The following is a 20,487-nucleotide window of genomic DNA, read 5'->3' on the forward strand; positions in this document are numbered from 1 at the left end:
AGAATTAAAGTGAGTTAAATAGCACCGGAGTCTTTTTGGGAATCCTCCACGCGGGTGAAAAGTTGAGCAGATAATCTGCAAAAGCAGCATCACCATGACGGAAGTTATCAGGTGTAGAATCCGAAATGTCCGTGAGACTTCGGGTTCGATTTCGTACCAGTGCGAGCGGTACATTTAAGATAGCAGTCACATTGCCCAGCATGTAGCTGGCACCGGGTTCGACGGAAATCACCTATCCGGGACATCTGAATCAGCCACTTTCTCCGATCAAATCCCTAATCGGAACACCTTCGAGTCGACCTCCCAGGAAATTTCGAAAAGATTTAAATTATCTGTAGGTCAAACCGACATTCAGATCTCCTTTGGTCTGGACACTGAGTTGGCCGACGGCATTTCCGATACCTGAAAATTGCCGGATCGCTACACAACCTTGGGCAAATGACAGCTGACAAAACAGCATTAGGGATCCCAAAGTAAATACAGCTTGAAGTATATATTTTTTCATTTTTTTCCTGAATAATTGGTTGAATTTATTAATCTACTTGGTCGCGTTTTGCTTTGGCAACTGTAAAAGCCGCCACAGCTCGACCCTGGGCTAAGCCCTCTTCTGCATCAAATCTGTAATGAATGCCACCATAGATTCGGGACATAGCGGCTTCATCGGCCCATTTTCTGAATTTCGCGGCATCGGAGGGGAAGAAATGTGCTAAAACCTCTGAAGCCGCCGCCGAAAATGTACTATGCCCAGAAGTATAGGCAGGAAAATTTGGTGTTCCCAAAATCGTCTTGAACCCCGGAATGGTCTGAATAGGCCGTGGATAGTGATAGTAATACTTAGCATCCCAACAACTGATACCTGCATCTACTATGGCCATGTTCATGTAAGCAAAAACACGGGCAGTACGAACTGGACTCAAGCGGTATTTTACCACCGCCTCTTTGGCAAATCGATTCCAATGCCCGGGAGGACTGTAGGTATTTATTCCGTCATTCCAGAAGTTGGCTATCCTGCGCTGTTCGGTGGTCAGTTTGGCTGCAAATCGCTTCAGCTCTTCTGCATCTCTATTGAACTCTTCAGAACCCGGTGCCGGTGGTACTCTTGGCCTCACTTCCTCCACTGTGGGGACATTCCACATTTTCACTTTTCCGAATAGGGGTGTCAGCCCAACCGGTCTTTGAGGAGATTCCATATTTTCCCATTTCCATCCAAAGTGTTGAAATGCAGCGTTTTTGATGGAATCAGATACTGACTTAGGGGTTTGAGCGCTTTTCATCCCATCGGTGTTTGCTCTGGCAAGGGCTATTTTGGAAACTTCGGTTCCGATTATTTTTCCTGCTTCGATGTCACTGCTGACATTAATTCCTGCCAGCACCAGAGATTCCAAGTGCGCTTCTGCGAGCTTATTGAGGTATTCTTTTTCCAAAGGAAACATCACAGAAAGAATATCTCTGGAAGTGATCGCTACAACAGCACCATCCGAAGGATAGGAATTCAACCCGTTCTCTTCATAGGCGGATTTGATCTGAGGATCGAGCTTATAAGGGGCGGGTCGGCCAAACTTCTTTTTGTAATGCCATGCGGTAATCAGTCCGTCGTACTGGGCCACACTGAGGTATGCAAGCATTCGGCTGATGTAGGGAGGATGGGCAAAAGGAAAGTTTGGTGTGGCTGCCGGATTTGCCGGATTTGGAAGCGTGTAGGTCCCGTCAGAATTTGGGCCAGGAATCAAGTTGTATTTTACGGATAGTTCCAATGCAATTTCATTCCATCGAAGCAAAGAATTGTTAGTCCAATAGTTCGCAGACTCTCGTTGAGCAGCTGTAGAATTTGCGATTTTAGATTTTACTTCCTGCAATTGCTGATTCAATGCCGCTGAACCCACCGCAGCAGGATCAGGAATGGAGACCTGTTCTTTGCCTGCCATCAGAATTAAATTCCATGTTCCGGCATTTTCATCCAATTCAGAATATTCATACCCTTCGTACTCCAGTCGTGTCGGCAACTCCTCCATACAGGAAACAGTCAGGGCCGCAAGTGAAGTAAAAAGGAAAAGGTATCGTAGTTGTATTTTCATTTTTCCGATTTTTTAGAAGGCTTTAAACTGATAAGTCAATCCTAGACCCAGGCCAGAAAACTGACCCATATTTCTGCCTGAAAACATGTGATTGTAATAGGCCAAGACTCCGAGACCACCGTCTTTTTTGAAATAGTACTGTGCAAATCCACCTACTTGATCAAAATCAACCTTGTTGGTTGGCTGTGGAGCATTGTAAGAACGGATATCATCTCCTGTCGCACAACGGAGCGAAGTCAGCGATGCTTCGACGCGGAGTTTTTTCTGCAAAAACCAGGAACCAATGGCAATCTGAGCCTGAACAGCATCAGGTACGTCCATGGTAGCTGTGTAAAAACTGCCTTCCTGATAGTAAAAATCCCGCTCAGCTTCAGTCGTCCCTCTATGGAGGTAGGCAAATGATCCTCTTGCATAAGGACCTTTGTTTAGTTCAAACTGTCCGATGACTCTGAGTCCCAATTCCCTGGCACCAAACCCCAAACTAAAAGGCATATAATCTGACAGATAGTTGGAGGCAGGAGTACTAAAACTTAGGTTGGAAAAAACCATCAGTTTGCTTTTTTCCATTTGTTTATCAACTAGCTGAGCCTTCAGCGATAGACCTAAGTCTTGTATCCCCTCCACTCCTGCCAGTTGCCCGCCCGTAGCAGCTGTTTTTACATAAGGCAAACTGACAATAAAATTGATCTTGTCAGTAATACCGCCCACGATCATTGGCATGAGCATTTTTCTTGAGAAAGTACCAATGTTGCCATTGGTTCGGAGGTAAGTACCCTCCCAATAGTGATCCCAGTTGGCATCCTCGTAGACTACGGCGATGCAGATTTCACCTTTAGGCATCATCAGTCCATCGATAGGTGTCTGAGCGATAGCCAATTGTATCATTCCCAAGCCTGCAAGCAGCAAGCCCGGGAACTTTGAGTTAAAGTTCATAAGAATTGATAGTGTGATTTGGAAAATGTTGTTTCCCGCACAGGAATACGATTTTCAGCCAAACAGCCGAAAAAACAGATCCAGTGCAGCAATAAGCGGAACACCAAAATTCACCACAGAAATGCCCGGCATTCTGCGATGGAGGTGGTATTCAATAAAAAATCAGGAAACCTGCGGAGGTGGTGAATCTAAAGTGAAATACGGACTCATGTAAGGTGAAAAAATAAACCCAATCTTATTTTCAATGGCATCCTTCGCAACAAAGCCTATTTGGAATACCTCCGGCTCGAGGTAATCTTTTACAAACAATTTGAGCTGAGTTTGTCCACTTTGATCTTGAGGCAGTTCGTCCTCGGTCAAGGATGAAATCCAGCTTTTCACAGTGGATTCAAGAACCCTTCTGGCCGTATCCGGCACGTAAACAACCTGTAGTGTGTCGTTTTGATAGCGTTGTTTAATGGCACGAAAGTATTTTCCTTCCTTTTCAAAACGGGTATTTGTAGCCTGAAATTCATCCTGATTGGCCATGTAAGGAGCTGAAAGCGGGATCTCCATCAATCGCTCGTCCAAGGTCCCGGATTGTTCCCCATAGATTTTATCCTTCCAATTACTTTCCATGGTGTATTGGTAAGAATAATAAAATGCATAGTAGCCAAAATGATAGATGGCGAAGCATAATAAAAGTGCTATGGCTACTGCTTTTCTCAAGGGGAAGAGTTAGGAAATTGAAAATTGATTTAAAAATCCGAGAAAAAGAAACAAGATTTCTGAAAAATTAAAAAAACGGGGCAATATTCCGAAATAGGCAGAAATTCCTTTTTTTATTTGGTCAAAAGAAAAGAACCTTCAACCCAAGCCAGATTATAAGGCATAAAGTAATTAAAGCACCATAAATCTGAATCACCTTTAACCGATTGAAGCGGTCCAAAAACCAAAGAACCAAAACTGGGCGATACAATCCAATAACCAAGTTTAGGAGGAAAAAAACGGCAAGACCCAAAATAATAACAAGAAGTGCTTCCATCATTCCTTAAAAATAAAAAGGAACGACTGCTGCCGTTCCTTTTTGTATAAACAAAATCGTTAAAATTATTTTTTACGCTTAATTTCTTTCATCTCGTATCCTTCAATGGTATCATCGATTTCGATGTTATTGAAGTTTTTGATCGAAATACCACATTCGTAACCCGCTTTCACTTCAGAGACGTCGTCTTTGAATCGCTTCAACTGATCGATTTCTCCTTCGTGAATTACAATACCTCCTCTGATCACGCGGATCTTGTTCTTTCTGGTAATGTAACCATCCGTCACGTAAGAACCTGCAACAGTTCCGATTTTAGTGATTTTGAAGATTTCCCTTACGATAATGTTACCGGTGATGACTTCTTCAAAAGTCGGCTCAAGCATTCCTTCGATCGCATCCTTGATCTGATTGATTGCGTCGTAAATGATGGAGTAATGACGGATTTCAATTTCTTCCTGCTCTGCAAGTTTCTTTGCATTGGAAGAAGGTCGAACCTGGAAACCGAGAATAATCGCATCAGATGCTGAGGCTAACAAAACATCGGATTCGGAAATCTGACCCACCCCTTTATGAATGATGGATACTTTGACTTCGTCTTTGGAAAGTTTCAACAATGAATCAGAAAGTGCTTCGACCGACCCGTCCACGTCACCCTTGATGATGATGTTAAGCTCCTTGAAGCTTCCGATTGCCAAACGACGACCGATTTCATCCAAAGTAATGTGCTTCTTGGTACGTAAGCTTTGCTCGCGCTGAATCTGCTCTCTTGAATTGGCGATCTCGCGCGCTTCGCGTTCTGTGTCATACACTTTGATCGTATCACCAGCCTGTGGAGCTCCACTGAGACCTAATACCTGAACAGGTGTAGAAGGTCCGGCTTCTTTCAGTTTTTTGCCTTTGTGATCAAACATGGCCTTCACACGGCCATAGTGTTGGCCTGCAAGCATAATATCACCGATTCTCAGTGTTCCTGCCTGAACCATGATGGTAGCGACGTAGCCACGACCTTTATCAAGAGAAGCTTCGACTACTGTGCCGACTGCATTTTTATTCGGGTTAGCTTTTAACTCAAGGATTTCAGCTTCGAGCAAGACTTTTTCAAGGAGCTCGTCGATACCTTGGCCAGTCTTGGCGGAGATATCCTGAGACTGATATTTTCCTCCCCACTCTTCTACGAGAAGGTTCATTCCTGCGAGTGCTTCTTTAATCTTTGCTGGATTAGCATTGGGCTTATCTACTTTGTTGATTGCAAAGATCATGGGTACTCCACCCATTTGAGCGTGATTGATTGCTTCTTTGGTTTGCGGCATGATGCTATCATCTGCTGCAATCACAATGATTGCCAAATCGGTGATTTTAGCACCACGAGCACGCATCGCTGTAAATGCCTCGTGACCCGGTGTATCCAAGAACGCTATTTTATGACCTGTTTGGGTCATTACATCATAAGCTCCGATGTGCTGGGTGATTCCCCCCGCTTCTTCAGTAGTTACCTTAGCCATCCGGATGTAATCAAGCAAGGAAGTCTTACCATGATCTACGTGTCCCATGATGGTAACAATCGGGGCTCTTTCAATTAAGTCTTCTGCTTCATCTGGTGCATCTTCAACCATCTCATCTTCGATGGATTTGGTGAATTCTACATCATACCCGAATTCATCTGCTATTATGGTAATGGCTTCTGCGTCCAATCGCTGATTGATAGAAACGAACATCCCCAATGACATACAGGTTGAGATGATCTGATTTACAGAAACATCCAAGAGTGCGGCCAAATCGTTGGCCGAGATAAACTCGGTAACCTTTAGGATTTTTGCTTCTTCGCCCTCGACTTCAACTTCTCGATCCCTGTCGGCACGTTTATCTCTTCGGGTTTTGGATTTGCCTGAGCCCGGCTTGGTTCCCTGCAGACGAGCAAGTGTTTGCTTGATCTGGTCTTGAATTTCTTTTGGTGTTGGCTCCGCCTTTTGAACGCGCTGCTGTGGAGCACCACCTCTTTGCTGCGTACCTGGTCTGTGAACAGCAAGTTTTGGAGCACCTCTTTGTTCTTGCGGCGGCCTATTTGCTCCGCCTGCTTGTCCACCCTGATTTCCGGGAGTTCCCGGTTTATCGATCCTTTTACGAGGACGTTTTTTATCTCTATTTCGCTCATCAGAGGAGGCTACTGGGCCACCTTTTTTCTTAGGTCGATCTACAGGAAGTTCTATTTTTCCAAGGACTGTTAATCCTTTGAGCGAATCTGCTTTTGCAGAGATCAATTGCTCCGGTGCTGGTGTTTCTACTGGCTTTTGTACAACCTGCGGCTTGGGTGGCTGTGGTGCCTGAGGGGGAGCAGGAGCTTTAGGCGCAGATTGGGCTGGTTTAGGGCCTTGGTGCTGCGGCTTATTTTGTTGTTGACCACCTTGTCCACCTCTATTAGGTTGCTGACCGGGTCTTGGCTGCTGTTGGTTCGGATGTTGCTTTCGCTGATCCTGAGATCTCTCATTCCGCTGCCCCGGTGCATATTGTGGAGCCTGTGCAGGTTTAGGTGCTGGCTTTTTACCCAGGTCAATTTTGCCCAGAATTTTTATCCCCTCGTGTTTTGGAACCTCCTGTGATACTTTTTCCGGTTCCGGCTCTGATGCTGGAGCAGGTGCAGGAATTGGCGCCGGCTCAGGAGCAGGGCTTGGACTTGGAACAGGTATAGTTACGGCAACTTTTGGTTCTTCCTTATGAACCGGTGCAGGAGCTGGATCAGGTGCTTTTTCCTGCTTTGGTGTTTCAGGTTCGAGCGAAATAGGCTCATGACGCTTTCCGATTGAAAGGTGGGAAGCTTCCTCTTTATCAAGGGCAGAGGATTTGAATTCCTTCTCCAACATCCCCACTTGCTCCATGGAAATTTTGGAATTAGGATTATTCTCAACCTCAAAGCCCTTTTTAGCCATTGACTCAACTATGGTTGCCGTACCCACGTTGAGCTTTCTGGCTATTTGGCCTAAACGCATCATTTTCTCTTCTGACATAAGCAAAAACCTCTTTCGAAATTCTAAATATAAATAGGGTAATCTAAGGGGGAAGTCCCCCGTTATTGATCAAATTCTTGTCTGAGGATTCTGAAAATCTCATCGACCGTCTCTTCCTCCAATTCTGTACGTCTAGTCAGGTCTTCTTTGGTCAATGCCAATACACTCTTGGCAGTATCCAAACCCGTCTTTTTCAATTCTTCGATGATCCAACCGTCGATTTCGTCCACGAATTCGCTCAGATCTACATCTTCGTCATCGTATTCGTTCAACTCCCGGAATACATCAATCTCGAATCCCACCAATCTGCTTGCCAACTTAATATTAAATCCGCCTTTGCCGATTGCCAGTGATACCTGATCCGGCTTAAGAAAAACCGAAATCCGCTTTCTGTCCTGATCTACCGTGATTGAAGATACTTTGGCAGGGCTAAGTGCTCTGGTGACGTAAAGATCGAGATTCTCCGTGTAATTGATTACATCAATATTTTCATTCTGCAATTCCCGGACCACGGCGTGAATTCTGGAACCTTTCATTCCGACACAGGCACCTACCGGATCTATTCGATCATCGTAGGACTCTACCGCAACTTTAGCTCTCTCTCCCGGTTCACGGACGATCTTCACGATGGTAATGAGGCCATCGTAGACTTCCGGTACTTCATTTTCAAACAATCTTTCCAAGAAAACCGGAGAAGTTCTGGACAAAATGATCTTCGGGTTGCCATTATTCATGTCAACACGATGTACAATTGCCTTCACGGTGTCTCCTTTTCTGAAACGATCCTTGGAGATTTGTTCCGTTTTTGGAAGAATCAATTCATTGCCATCTCCATCTATCAGGAGGATTTCTCTTCCCAAAATCTGGTAAACTTCAGCCGAGACGATCTCTCCAACTTGTTCTTCATACTTATTATAAAGAATGTCTTTCTCCAGATCTTTTATTCGTTGGATCAAAGTCTGACGCGCCATCTGCACGGCCCTGCGTCCAAACTCTTCCAATTCAATCTTTTCATAAACCTCTTCACCAATTTCGAAATCGGGCTCTATTTTTCTGGCCTCCGTGAAACTGATTTTATCGAAATCCCAAATATCCTCAGAATTGTCGTCAACAATTTCCCGGATACGGAAAATCTCGAGGTCTCCCTTATCAGCATTGATCGTGACGTCAAAGTTTTCGTCAGTCTCAAACTTTTTACGGATCATGGCTCTGAACACATCTTCCAGAATACGGATCATGGTAGGTCGATCCACATTTTTAGATCTCGCAAACTCTGCGAAAGATTCTATTAAGATTTTGGCATCCATTTGAGTTATTTAAAAGATACTTGTACGATAGATTTTTTGATTTCAGCAAAAGGAAGATGAAGCTCTTCTTCGGTAGCTTTTTTCCCTTTTTCTTTCTTCTTAACCAATAACTTTACCCCAGTGGCGTCTATTTCGAGCAGTTGGCCCAAGACATCGATCCCGGAGTTCAGCGTCAACTTCAGCTCGCGTCCTATATTTTTTTGATATTGCCTTGCACTGCTTAGAGGGAAGTCAAGGCCGGGGGAAGAAACTTCAATCACGTAGGCTTCTCCGATCATTTCATTTTCTTCCAATTCTCCAGACACGGCACGGCTTAGTTTGGCACAAGCTTGGATAGTGACTCCCTGATCTGCATCAATTAGAATCAATATCTTGGTTTTACCGGCATTTTCTTCCAATTTGACCTCCACAACAAAGTGCGTCTCATCTGGAAGATGCTTTTCAACCAACTCTCCGATTGCTTTTCTAAGCTCAGTCATACGTTTGAATAATGAAAGAGGGGACTTGTTGTCCCCTCCAGAAACTTTCGAATACAGTGCAAAAGTAATATAAAGAAATCCGAAATGCAAAGCAGGAGCCTCTAATCCAAATCGAGCAGAAAAAAATAGTGTGAAAACCCCAAAAAAACTTTTGATTGTGCCAATCACTAAATCATTTGCCCCCAGACAACAAAAAAAACTTCTTTATCTGAGTTTTATCGATTTAAGATAATAATTTTGCCGACCCGCGTTTAAAAACGGTACCTAGGTACTACCTTAAACACCAAACTCCAACACAAAGCCAATCAATCAGCACAAAATGGGATTATTTGATTTTTTCTCTAGTGATATAGCCATTGATTTGGGTACTGCAAATACCCTCATCATACATAAAGATAAAATTGTCGTGGATGAACCATCCATCATCGCTATCGATAAGACAAACAACCGGGTACTTGCTGTGGGCCGAGAGGCCATGAACATGCACGAGAAGACCCATGAAAACATCAAGACTATCCGTCCGCTTAAGGACGGGGTGATTGCTGATTTTTATGCAGCCGAGCAGATGATCCGTGGATTAATCAAAATGATCCCCGGACAGAAGAAGGGGTTGTTTCCTCAATCGCACCGAATGGTCATCTGTATTCCTTCCGGAATCACAGAAGTAGAAAAAAGAGCGGTTCGTGACTCTGCAGAGCATGCGGGAGCCAAAGAAGTGTATATGATCTATGAACCGATTGCCGCGGCAATCGGTATTGGAATTGATATCGAAAAACCGATGGGTTCCATGATTGTGGATATTGGAGGTGGTACGACAGAGATTGCCTTGATCGCCCTTTCGGGAATTGTCGCAGATCAGTCTATCCGAGTTGCAGGCGACACTTTCACCAAAGATATTTTAGATTACATGCGCCGTCAGCACAACTTGCTGATCGGTGAGCGATCTGCCGAAAAAGTAAAAATCGCGATCGGTTCGGCACTGACTGAGTTGGATGATGCACCGGATGACTACGAAATACGCGGACGTGACTTAATGACCGGTATTCCCAAAGTCATTAAGGTTTCCTATTCCGAAATTGCTTTTGCGCTGGACAAATCAGTCTCAAAAATAGAAGAGGCAGTTTTAAAGGCCTTGGAGATCGCTCCGCCTGAGCTTTCTGCTGATATCTATGACAATGGAATTCATCTTACAGGTGGAGGAGCACTTTTGAAAGGTCTTGACAAAAGACTACACCAAAAAACCAAGCTGCCTATTCACATCGCCGAAGACCCGCTGAGAGCAGTGGTACGAGGTACAGGTACAGCCCTGAAAAATATTCAAAACTTCCGAACCGTCCTGATGACTTAAACACTGAATGCTACGCATCCTACAGTTCCTTTATCGAATAAGGGCATTTATTCTTTTCGTTTTTCTTGAGGTGTTGGCAATCTGGATGATTGTCTCCAATAATTCTCCACAGGGTGCAGCTTTCTTCAACAGTTCCAGTGTTTTGATAGGCTCTGTGCTGAAGAAACAGGCTGACGTAATCCAGTTTTTTTCACTTGCCGAGGCAAATGAAGCATTGACTTCCGAAAACGCCGAAATCCTACAACAGCTTCGGCTACTGCAGATCAAGCCGGATAGCATTTCCATTAAGCTGGATTCTGCTTTAGCCGCTACTTATCAATTCAAAGGAGGGAGGGTGATTGGCAATTCTTTGAGATTTTCTCAGAATTATCTAACCTTAAATAAAGGATCCAAACATGGTATCAAACCCGGAATGGGGATCTTCAATCCGGAAGGGGTAGTTGGGCGTGTAAAATCTGTTTCCGAAAATTATTCTGTGGCATTTTCCCTGCTGAATACAGGATTATTGGTTTCTTCAAAAATTAAATCCTCGGATGTCTTTGGATCAGTGCAATGGGATGGAAAAAGCGCCTCAGAAGCGCGTTTACTTTTCGTGCCAAGGCACGTGAAAGCAGTAGAAGGAGATACCGTTGTTACTTCCGGGTTTAATGCAGTGTTTCCGGAAGGAATTTTGATCGGAGTTATTTCCAAAATTTCCCCGGATGAAAAGAACCCCAATTACCTTTCCCTTACTGTCAAATTAAGTACTGATTTCAGCAAAGTAAATTATGTTTACCTCGTTGAAAATACGCTATTCACAGAACTGGATTCGCTTCACCGCCAATCTGAGATAAGTAATGAATATTAGAAATCTGATTTCCTACCTTCTGCTGATTCTCTTCTTGGGAGTGATTCAGGTTTTGTTTTTAAAAAATCTGGCGCTTTTCGGAATTGCCTTTGTCTTCATTTATCTTTTGGGCATTTTGATTTTACCCGTTTCGGTTAAAACTGTGCCACTGTTGCTCATTGCATTTGCATTGGGCTTTTTCCTCGATGTCTTTTACGAAACAATAGGTATGCATACCGCCGCTGCGACCTTTTTGGCATTTACCCGATCGATTTGGCTGAGGGCGATCAGTCCGACTGGGGGGTATGTGGATACGGAAGAGCCATCGCTTAACGAAATGGGTTTGGTCTGGTTTCTGAGCTATTCATTTCCACTGGTTTTTGCATATTCCATGGTGTTTTTCGTGGCGGATCAGTGGGGCACAAGTGGCTTTTTAGGTGTGCTAAACAAAAGCTTTTTTTCCTCGATTTTCACTTGCCTTTTGGCTATACTTGTACAACTCCTGTTCTTTAAACGCAGACGGGGAATCCGATGAAAGACCAAAGACCTGTAGTCATACTCATCTTTATTTTTCTGGTGAGCATAATCCTGCTTATCAGACTTTTCATGATTCAAGTCGTGGACGACAGCTTTATGAAACGGGCTGAAAGCAACGCCATACAGCGAATCGTGGACCATCCCTACCGTGGACTTGTCTATGACCGAAACGGGAAGCTTTTGGTCTTCAACAATCCGATCTTTGATGTCATGATTGTGCCCAAGGAATTTAAAGTAGGCGACACCACACGTTTTTGCGAACTTTTCAAAATTTCCAAAGAGCAACTGATCGAATCTTACACATCGGCAAGAAAATATTCCTCAGTAAAACCATCCACATTTATCAAGCAAATCTCCACGAGAGATTTTGCCAGAATTCAGGATTTTTTGGTTGACTATCCGGGACTATTCATCATGACCCGTGCCGTCCGGTCTTATCCGAATGCCACTGCAGGTCATGCCTTGGGTTACATCGGTGAAATCAGTTCTACGCAACTCGAGCGGGATACCCTGAAATACTATTCACAGGGTGACTATGTGGGATTGAGCGGTATGGAGCGGTATTATGAAAACGAACTCCGAGGAAAAAAAGGGGTCAAATACAAAATGGTCAATGTCCGTGGTGTGGACAAAGGACCCTTCAAGGATGGAGAGTACGATACCGCATCCGTTGCCGGAAAGAACATCACCTCCACTATCGACATGGAACTTCAACTCTATGGCGAAATGTTGATGGCTGGTAAAACTGGGTCTGTGGTGGCTATTGAACCCGGAACAGGAGAAATCTTGGCGATGATCTCAGCTCCATTTTATGATCCTAACAACTTGACAGGAGCTGACTTTTCAAAAAACTACCGGAAGCTAAACAATGATCCGATCAAGCCCCTTTTCAACCGCCCGATTATGGCGACATACCCTCCGGGATCCATTTTCAAAATTGTGCAAAGTTTGGTCGGTTTACAAAAAGGCATCTTGTTTCCCGAAACCACTTTCGCCTGCAACAGATCCCTGGTGGCCTGCCACAATCACCCAAACCCTGTCAATCTCTTTGGGGCCATCCGAAACTCCTGCAATCCATACTACCATCAGGCTTTTCGTCAGATTATCAATCGGGAAGTCTCCAGCAACACCTTCAAAGACACACAGATCGGACTTGATGAATGGAGGGAAAGTGTGATGAAATTTGGACTCGGAGGAACGCTCGGAGTAGACATGACCAATGAAAAAGGCGGCTCCATTCCATCGAGTAAGCTATACGACCGAGTGTATGGAGTAGGCCGTTGGAAGTATTCGACCATTTACTCGCTTTCCATTGGTCAGGGAGAAATGCTGGTCACCCCGCTACAGATGGCAAATCTTGCGGCTATTTTTGCGAATAAAGGCTTTTATTACACCCCTCACCTAATCAAAGAAATAAACGGTGATCCTACTTTGATTCCTGCGAGATATCAGATCAAAAATGAAGTAGGCATCGATGCCAAACATTTTGATCTCATTCAGGATGCAATGGCTGAGGCCCTCTATGGTACAGCAAACCGTGCGGTGCTGAAAGATTTGGTTATTGCCGGAAAAACAGGAACCGCTCAAAACCCGCATGGTGAGGATCACTCGGTTTTCATTGCTTTTGCGCCAAAGGACAATCCAAAGATTGCCATTGTAGTGTATGTGGAAAATGCCGGATGGGGTGGTAGAGCAGCTGCAAGTACCGCCTCGCTGATGATTGAAAAATACCTGAAAGGTACCATCACGCGTCCTGCGCTTCAGGACTATGTTTTAGCCGGAAACTTTATCTACTGATGCGGGAAGCTGACATACAAATCAACCGGGTAGACTGGATCGCTGTGTCGATTTATTTCGCATTGGTGACCATTGGCTGGTTTAATATTTATGCCGCTGTTTATGATAGCCAAGTCGAAAAAAGCATTTTTGATGTTTCCATCAATTCGGGTATCCAGTTAGTTTGGATTGGGACAGCCATTGTGTTGATTACCATTATCATGGTGGCAGATTCCCGGTTTTTTGAGAATCTATCTTTGGTTATTTACCTGATATTTATGGTTCTCCTCATCCTCACTCCATTTATAGGCAAGGAAGTAAATGGGCAAACGCTCTCCATTGGATTTGGAAGCTTCCGGATTCAGCCAGGGGAATTTGCTAAATTTGCAACGGCGCTCGCTTTGGCAAAAGTTATGGAGCGACCGACTTTTGACCTTTCGAAAAAGAACTATCAGCTGATTGCCTTTGGGGTTCTCTTGCTTCCTGTAATTCTGATTATTCTGCAACCTGACACGGGTACCGCTATGGTATATTTTGCCATGTTGCTGATGTTTTATCGCGAAGGACTTCCTTCCGGTTATTTTGTCTTGGGCATCGGGATGATTGCAGTCACCCTATTGGCTTTAGGAGTGGAAAACAATCTGTACTTAGCTGGAGCAGTTATAGCAATTACCCTTATTTTAATTTTTCTTGGAAAAAGGACCTGGCAGCGAATTTTAGCTTTCTCCCTGATCGGATTGGGATTGATCGCCTACATCTATTCCTTGGATTTTGTGGTGTCCAAACTCCCTCCACATCAGCAAAATCGAATCATGGTACTCTTCAACCCCAATTTGGATCCATTGGGTGTAGGCTGGAACGTGACTCAATCAAAGATTGCAATCGGATCAGGTGGATTATTAGGGAAAGGTTATTTAGAAGGAACCCAGACAAAATTTGATTTTGTACCGGAGCAACATACAGATTTTATTTTTTGCACACTTGGTGAAGAATTTGGATGGATAGGAAGCTTGGTGGTGATCAGTCTTTTCACCGGACTCTTGTATCGCCTAATCATTATGGCCGAACGACAAAAGACAAGATTTACCAGAATTTATGGCTATTGCGTGGTCTCCATCTTACTTTTCCACTTTATGATCAATATCGCAATGACTATTGGCTTATTCCCTGTGGTGGGGATTCCACTACCCTTTTTCAGCTACGGAGGTTCCTCACTTTGGTCATTTACTGTGCTTTTGTTCATTTTTATCAAAATGGACTCGTCCAGAGCCACTCAATTGGGAAGGTTGGGATAATCCTGAATTCGATACGTGGAGACACAATCCGGGCGTCTTTTGCAGCGAGGCAATTGGGAAGATGGCATCAATCTAAAAAAAAAGGAGCAGTCTCAACCGCTCCTTTTTTTAGGTTTAATCTGAATGTTTTCTGTAGACCAGCTGCATAAATTCCCGCACCGCATCCGATTCCGCTTGCCAGCCCAACTCTGACACAAACCTTGAGTTGATTAAGTCAACTGCTGAATCAAAAGATCCTGCTTCATCAATCGCCTTGAGGGCATGTCGGAGCAAATCAGCATTTCCGTCAAAAAGCTCTTTGGTAAACATAAACCGCTGATTGAGGGCAAGGCTTTCAGAAAGTTCTCCCATGATCCCTTTCATTCCTTTATAGGTCTCGGTTGCAAAATATGCTTTCAACTTTGATGCATTGAGTTGGGTGCCATTGCTTGTGATTGTGGTTTTTTCTACCTGTAAATATGTTGACACTTCTTTTTCGGGCAAAGTTTCATGGACAGGAAGGGTGGCTTCTCGAACAGGCTCACTTTTATCTACCGTGTCAAAAAAGGATCCGTCTGCGGTCTCAGCTTTGATGATAGGTTCGGGAACAGAAGCAGATTCATATTCTCCTGCTCCTAAATACAGGTCAGAATCGAAAGCTTTGATATCTCCCAAGGTGGCCAGTAAAAGGTTGACCGATTCCAGGGAATCCCTGACCACTTGGTAGTTGGCGGCAATCGCTCTCAGATAGGAATCCGAATCATGACCGAACCCCGTTTTGTCAATCAAAAACAGAATCACCCTATCATGCCATTTGTAGTACTTCTTATTTTCCCTGAGAAAATCATTAATCTTTCCCTGAGGCGCTTTGTTGATTTCTTTTTGATAGAAGGAGACTGGATCTGTGGCTACCTGGATAGCCTGGGCGACGGCGGTTTTGACCATTGGTTCCAAATTAGAACGCTCCACCTTGATCCTGCGGGATAGCACATTCATAAATTGAGTCAAAGCATCGTGTACTCCTATATCCCGGTAATCAAAGTAAGGACTGCTTTTTAGCTTGGCTAATTCTTCCTGCCAAAGTTCAAAAAGACGTTTGATAATAAAAAAATTGACCTGTGTACTGCTCGTCAACTGAATGATTTCTTGGCCCGTAATAAATTGTCGGCCTGAGAAAAATCGTTCACAAACTAGCTGTGCATATTCACGAGAATAATTTTCTAAATAATTGCTGTTAATTTGAACTGTCATGAGTAGGTCTTGTTTTCAAATGCAAACGTAGAAATGCCCCGAATAGTCATTGAAAACCTGAGAAATCTTAGTATTCATTCGGAGGACACTAATCGTAAAGTTATCGAAATTATTCATGAAAACGGTACGGATTGGATGCATGCCTGCGGGAAAAAAGGGCGCTGCACCACCTGTAAAATGATCGTGGTGCGCGGAATGGAAAATTTAAGTCCAGAAACTGAACGGGAGCTATTTTACAGAAGCCAAAATCAACTCAGATCAAACGAGCGGCTTTCCTGTCAAAGTCAACTTCTGAAAGACGAGCTTATCATCCGTGTCGCTGATGTCAATAAATTTCCTCATATAGATTATACTAGGTAATAATGTTTATAGAACCTTCCCTAAACAGCCGTAGACAAACCGATCGAAAGGGACAGATCGAGGTGATTTGTGGCTCCATGTTTTCCGGGAAAACAGAAGAATTGATCCGAAGACTGAATCGGGCGCGATTAGCCCGACTCAAGGTAGAAATCTTCAAACCCTCTGTGGACAAACGCTATCATGACTTGGATGTCGTGTCCCACAACGAAAACAGCATCCGTTCCACTCCGGTCAATTTCGCAGGAGACATTTTACTGTTGGCGGGGGATTGTGATGTGGTGGGAATAGATGAGGCACAGTTTTTCGATGAAGAAATTGTCCGGGTAGGGCAGCTGCTGGCCAATAAAGGGAAACGGGTGATTATGGCAGGTTTGGATATGGATTTTGAAGGAAAGCCCTTTGAGCCCATGCCGAGGTTGATGGCAATCGCTGAATATGTCACCAAAGTTCGCGCGATCTGTATGAAATGCGGGGATTTGGCAGCTTTTTCTTTAAGGCTTTCGGAAGCAAAAGAGAAAGTGGTACTAGGGGAAAAGGAAAGCTATGAGGCCAGATGTCGCAGGTGTTTTTTTGAGGATAAGAAGTGATGGATGACCGATGTCGGGTGAGTTTTATTGGAAAATTGAAAAATTGAAAGATTGGAAAATTAAGAGTGCAGCCAGAAATGAACGTGGGCTGAAATGGTTAATGGACAGTGGTGTGCAGACAGTTGGGTCAGGCCGAGCGGAGTCGATACCCGGAACCTGGTATCTGGTATCAAGTGTCAAGACGGGAGACCGAAGTAGAGGAAAGAATTGTAAGTCGTAAATAGTAAGAGGTAAATAGTGAAGAGGTCCAAAAAAAGCGAGGCTTTTAGCCTCTGTCCCCTTGAAAAAAGCCAACTACAACTCAAAAACCAAAAAGTCCTTAAGGAGGTAACCCAAAGTCTTCCTTAAAAAACTCCCTGAACTTTGCGGTAAAAAAGGCACACGGGAGAAAGAGACCGATGTCCGATTCCCAATGTTGAATTTCAAATCTCAAATTTCAAATCTTATCCCTTCAATCCAATGATCCGTAAAACTTCAGGATTAGTGCTCAGTTCGATCCGATACAAGGACACGAGCATTATTGTGAAGATTTTTACCCGTGAACTGGGTCTTAAGTCTTACCTGATCAATGGGGTAAGAAGCATGGGGAAAGGCTCCAAAATGGCACTTTATCAACCGCTGACTTTGCTGGACTTAGTGGTGTATAACAAAGAGAATTCCGGGTTGCAGCGAATTTCGGAAGCCAGGCTCCAACGAGCTCATCAGCGGATTCCGTTTGATTTTTCCCGAACAAGTATCGCACTTTTCATGACCGAAGTGATCAATCGCAGTATTTATGAAAACTATCAGAATGAATCCCTCTTTGATTTTCTTTCCGAAAGCGTTGTCATTCTGGATCAGGGTGAAACACTTCTCTCCCATTACCCCTTGGTGTTTTTGATCGAAAAGGCGAAGTTTCTTGGTATTGCTCCGGAAGAGGCCGAAGGCTTTATTTTGGAATCAGACAAGCAACCTTTTACAAATCAGGAGCTTCCGGTCACCTTGGAATACCTGCAAAACCTTTTGGAAGAAAAGTATCATTGTACCCACAAAATTCCCGTAATTATCCGGAGAAAACTTCTTGATCACCTACTCGACTTCTATGCCCAACAGATGGAAAATCCCAGTGCTTTCAAATCACTTGCGGTGATCAGACAGGTAATGGAGTGAAGGGCCTGACTTTCAAAAAACTATAACATCAAACAAAAAATTTGTTAAATCCAAAAGCATCGGTTAATATTGTGCCATCACCGTGTAAGAACAAGTCAGCCCGCTTTGACTTGAGCTTTTCCTGCAGACCTTTTTTGCTCAGAAAATCAGACACGTTCCCAAATAGCACATTTTACAATATCTTATTTATTTCATACACTCTTTATGTATAACATAGAAGAACTCCGAATCAGGCTTTTATCTGAATTGAAGGAGATTGCGGAGGAGCTAGGAGTGAAAAACTTCAAAAGCCTCAAGAAAGACGAATTAGTCTATGCAATTCTAGACCAGCAGGCCATCACCCCAGAGCAGGCCCTTCCCAAGAAAAAGCCATCTGCCGTGGAAACTTCATCCGCCGAAGCAAAAAAACCCATCGAGTCCCCCGCCCCTAGCTTACCACCCGCTGGAGAAGCGTCTGAGTTCAAGACAAAGTTCAGAAGACAAAACGTCACTGAAATCCCCACTACTCCAGAAACGGAAAAACCTGCTCCCTTTCAGTCTGAAATCCCTGCAGAGCCCAAGCCTGCTAAGCCGGAGTGGAAACAAAAGCGGGAAGAGCGACCAAGCTTTGAAAAGAGAGAACCGCGTCCGGCACCGGAAAGAAAAGAACTGCAACCTGAGCGCAAAGAAGCTCCGGCAGGTGAGGAACCAAAAACGTTCAGGCCACGAAGAAGAGCCTTTGAAGAAGTAGAAGTCAGTGGTAACACAACAGAAACAACTGAAGTCGCTACGCCTCCTTCAGGAAATTATGTGAAACAAGAAACTGAAATTGAGCTACCAAAGCGGAAAAATTTCAGATCGCCGGATGAAATCCTGGCTCCTGCAGCCGAAACCGTCCACAATCCCAATCGCAAAAAGTCTTTTGTAAGCCCTCGTGAATTTGACGGCGTGATCGACAACGAAGGTGTCTTGGAGATGATGCAGGAAGGATACGGTTTCCTCCGCTCATTGGATTACAACTACCTGGCTTCTCCGGATGATATTTATGTTTCCCCGAGTCAGGTGAAACTTTTTGGACTGAAAACCGGTGATCATATCAAAGGCTCCATCCGTCCACCTAAAGAAGGCGAAAAATATTTTGCGCTTCTGAAAATCGAAACTGTCAACGGTAAGACCACAGATGAAATTCGTGACCGGGTTCCATTTGAATACCTCACCCCGCTTTTTCCTGAGGAAAGATTAAACCTTTCTACCAAAGCAGACGGGTACTCAACGCGTATTCTTGATCTCTTTGCTCCTATCGGAAAAGGTCAGCGTGGGATGATCGTGGCACAACCAAAGACAGGCAAGACAGTATTGCTTCAGCAGATCGCCAATGCGATCACTAAAAATCACCCGGAAGTTCACCTGATGATTTTATTAATCGACGAACGTCCGGAAGAAGTTACGGACATGGCTCGCTCGGTAAATGCAGAAGTGATTTCCTCGACATTTGATGAGACTGCCGACCGTCACGTGAAAGTTTCCAACATCGTTTTGGAAAAAGCCAAGCGAATGGTAGAAGTAGGTCATGACGTGGTGATCCTTTTGGACTCCATCACTCGTCTCGCCCGTGCGCACAATACCGTGGTGCCAAGCTCCGGTAAGATCCTTTCCGGTGGTGTAGATGCCAATGCACTTCACAAACCAAAGCGCTTCTTCGGCGCGGCAAGAAATGTAGAGAATGGAGGTTCATTGACCATCATCGCAACTGCCCTGGTAGAAACGGGTTCCAAGATGGATGAGGTTATCTTTGAAGAATTCAAAGGAACCGGCAACATGGAACTTGCCCTTGACCGTAAATTGGCCAACAGAAGAATCTATCCTGCTATTGATGTCTTGGGATCTGGTACTCGAAGAGAGGATCTACTCATGGACAAAGAAGAAATGCAGCGTGTATGGATTCTGAGAAAGCTGATGAGCGATATGAACTCACAGGAGTCTATGGAATTCCTTCTCAACCGAATGAAAGGTACCCGAGACAATGCTGAGTTTTTGATCAGTATGAACGGGTAAAACTCCTGTCCCAAAAAGAAAATACTAACCCCGGCTGGAAAAGTCGGGGTTATTTTTTTTGTAATTAGTCCAAAGGTCAGAAAGCCAACAAATCATAAAATAGACTTCAGTTTGGAGTTTAAAATACCCAACCTTTTGGTAGGTGTATCAGGAAGGTTTTATCAATTCAATCCCTTCTAAAATTGCCAATACTTATCACCAAGATTCTAAAATTCTTACAAAAACCTAAGAAAAGGGAATTCCTAAAGTTGTTTTTATTATCATCCAAAATGTAACTTTTTTAATAAAAATAAAATAAAATTTGTTTTATTCTTTCCAAACAGTAAATTTCAAGGCTATATTGAAGTGTAACTGAAAGAATATTTCTTTACCTCTTTAAAATGCATTTTATATACAAAAAAGAGTCTTAGGTTTTTGAGAAAAAAGAAAAAAACTAACCCTAAGTCCAATCGATTATAAAGTATCAGTCATAAGGGAAAGAAAATTACTGCCTGAAAGCACTTACTAAACGAACTATCGTAATTC

At 43.8% G+C, this 20,487-nt stretch carries 18 protein-coding genes; 9 read left to right on the plus strand and 9 right to left on the minus strand.

Annotated elements, in window-relative coordinates:
* Positions 1 to 4: 4 nt before the first annotated feature.
* The 8 genes from BLQ81_RS15605 to BLQ81_RS15640 all read right to left on the minus strand — a co-directional run bounded on the left by BLQ81_RS15605 (position 5) and on the right by BLQ81_RS15640 (position 8,820).
* A complete protein-coding gene (locus BLQ81_RS15605; protein ID WP_175454250.1) occupies positions 5 to 232 on the minus strand; it encodes a hypothetical protein in 228 nt (75 codons plus the stop codon).
* Positions 233 to 328: 96 nt separating this feature from the next.
* Positions 329 to 505, minus strand: a complete 177-nt coding sequence (locus BLQ81_RS22340) for a hypothetical protein (protein WP_175454251.1) — start codon at positions 503 to 505, stop codon at positions 329 to 331.
* Positions 506 to 533: 28 nt separating this feature from the next.
* Entirely contained in the window at positions 534 to 2,075 is a 1,542-nt protein-coding gene (locus tag BLQ81_RS15610; protein ID WP_092731769.1) for a phosphatase PAP2 family protein, read from the minus strand.
* 12 nt (positions 2,076 to 2,087) lie between these two features.
* Positions 2,088 to 3,008, minus strand: coding sequence for a transporter (locus tag BLQ81_RS15615; protein WP_092731772.1), 921 nt, complete (start codon positions 3,006 to 3,008; stop codon positions 2,088 to 2,090).
* A 162-nt stretch (positions 3,009 to 3,170) separates the two neighbouring features.
* Positions 3,171 to 3,716, minus strand: a complete 546-nt coding sequence (locus BLQ81_RS15620) for a hypothetical protein (protein WP_092731775.1) — start codon at positions 3,714 to 3,716, stop codon at positions 3,171 to 3,173.
* Positions 3,717 to 4,097: 381 nt separating this feature from the next.
* Positions 4,098 to 7,034, minus strand: coding sequence for a translation initiation factor IF-2 (gene infB / locus BLQ81_RS15630; RefSeq protein WP_092731781.1), 2,937 nt, complete (start codon positions 7,032 to 7,034; stop codon positions 4,098 to 4,100).
* 62 nt (positions 7,035 to 7,096) lie between these two features.
* Entirely contained in the window at positions 7,097 to 8,341 is a 1,245-nt protein-coding gene (gene nusA / locus BLQ81_RS15635) for a transcription termination factor NusA (protein ID WP_092731784.1), read from the minus strand.
* Between the two features lie 5 nt (positions 8,342 to 8,346).
* A complete protein-coding gene (locus tag BLQ81_RS15640; RefSeq protein WP_092731900.1) occupies positions 8,347 to 8,820 on the minus strand; it encodes a ribosome maturation factor RimP in 474 nt (157 codons plus the stop codon).
* 319 nt (positions 8,821 to 9,139) lie between these two features.
* On the opposite strand from BLQ81_RS15640, the gene BLQ81_RS15645 reads away from it, so the two are divergent.
* From BLQ81_RS15645 to rodA, 5 genes are read left to right on the plus strand one after another with little or no spacing between them, the layout of a single operon-like run.
* Positions 9,140 to 10,168 carry a rod shape-determining protein gene (locus BLQ81_RS15645; RefSeq protein WP_092731786.1) on the plus strand — a complete coding sequence of 343 codons (1,029 nt, stop codon included), beginning with the start codon at positions 9,140 to 9,142 and terminating at the stop codon, positions 10,166 to 10,168.
* Between the two features lie 7 nt (positions 10,169 to 10,175).
* Entirely contained in the window at positions 10,176 to 11,015 is an 840-nt protein-coding gene (mreC, locus tag BLQ81_RS15650; RefSeq protein WP_092731789.1) for a rod shape-determining protein MreC, read from the plus strand.
* Positions 11,005 to 11,529, plus strand: coding sequence for a rod shape-determining protein MreD (locus tag BLQ81_RS15655; protein ID WP_092731792.1), 525 nt, complete (start codon positions 11,005 to 11,007; stop codon positions 11,527 to 11,529). The genes mreC and BLQ81_RS15655 overlap by 11 nt, the downstream gene beginning before the upstream one ends.
* Positions 11,526 to 13,328, plus strand: a complete 1,803-nt coding sequence (mrdA, locus tag BLQ81_RS15660) for a penicillin-binding protein 2 (protein ID WP_092731795.1) — start codon at positions 11,526 to 11,528, stop codon at positions 13,326 to 13,328. The genes BLQ81_RS15655 and mrdA overlap by 4 nt, the downstream gene beginning before the upstream one ends.
* Entirely contained in the window at positions 13,328 to 14,602 is a 1,275-nt protein-coding gene (rodA, locus tag BLQ81_RS15665; RefSeq protein ID WP_092731798.1) for a rod shape-determining protein RodA, read from the plus strand. The genes mrdA and rodA overlap by 1 nt, the downstream gene beginning before the upstream one ends.
* 114 nt (positions 14,603 to 14,716) lie before the next feature.
* On the opposite strand, the gene BLQ81_RS15670 is transcribed toward rodA, so the two are convergent.
* The gene (locus BLQ81_RS15670; protein ID WP_092731801.1) at positions 14,717 to 15,832 is read right to left on the minus strand and encodes a hypothetical protein; all 1,116 of its coding nucleotides are present in this window, start codon (positions 15,830 to 15,832) and stop codon (positions 14,717 to 14,719) included.
* A gap of 33 nt (positions 15,833 to 15,865) precedes the next feature.
* Here BLQ81_RS15670 and BLQ81_RS15675 point away from each other — a divergent pair, with 33 nt between their 5' ends.
* From BLQ81_RS15675 to rho, 4 genes are all read left to right on the plus strand, one after another.
* Positions 15,866 to 16,192: a 2Fe-2S iron-sulfur cluster-binding protein gene (locus BLQ81_RS15675; RefSeq protein ID WP_092731903.1), complete on the plus strand. Its 327-nt coding sequence runs from the start codon at positions 15,866 to 15,868 to the stop codon at positions 16,190 to 16,192.
* Positions 16,193 to 16,194: 2 nt separating this feature from the next.
* The gene (locus tag BLQ81_RS15680) at positions 16,195 to 16,779 is read left to right on the plus strand and encodes a thymidine kinase (RefSeq protein ID WP_092731804.1); all 585 of its coding nucleotides are present in this window, start codon (positions 16,195 to 16,197) and stop codon (positions 16,777 to 16,779) included.
* A gap of 459 nt (positions 16,780 to 17,238) precedes the next feature.
* Entirely contained in the window at positions 17,239 to 17,928 is a 690-nt protein-coding gene (gene recO, locus BLQ81_RS15690; protein ID WP_092731811.1) for a DNA repair protein RecO, read from the plus strand.
* A 204-nt stretch (positions 17,929 to 18,132) separates the two neighbouring features.
* Entirely contained in the window at positions 18,133 to 19,962 is a 1,830-nt protein-coding gene (gene rho, locus BLQ81_RS15695) for a transcription termination factor Rho (RefSeq protein WP_092731814.1), read from the plus strand.
* The last annotated feature ends 525 nt before the right edge of the window (positions 19,963 to 20,487 follow it).

This window comes from Algoriphagus alkaliphilus, from assembly GCF_900103735.1.
In the GTDB taxonomy this organism is placed as follows: Bacteria; Bacteroidota; Bacteroidia; order Cytophagales; family Cyclobacteriaceae; genus Algoriphagus; species Algoriphagus alkaliphilus.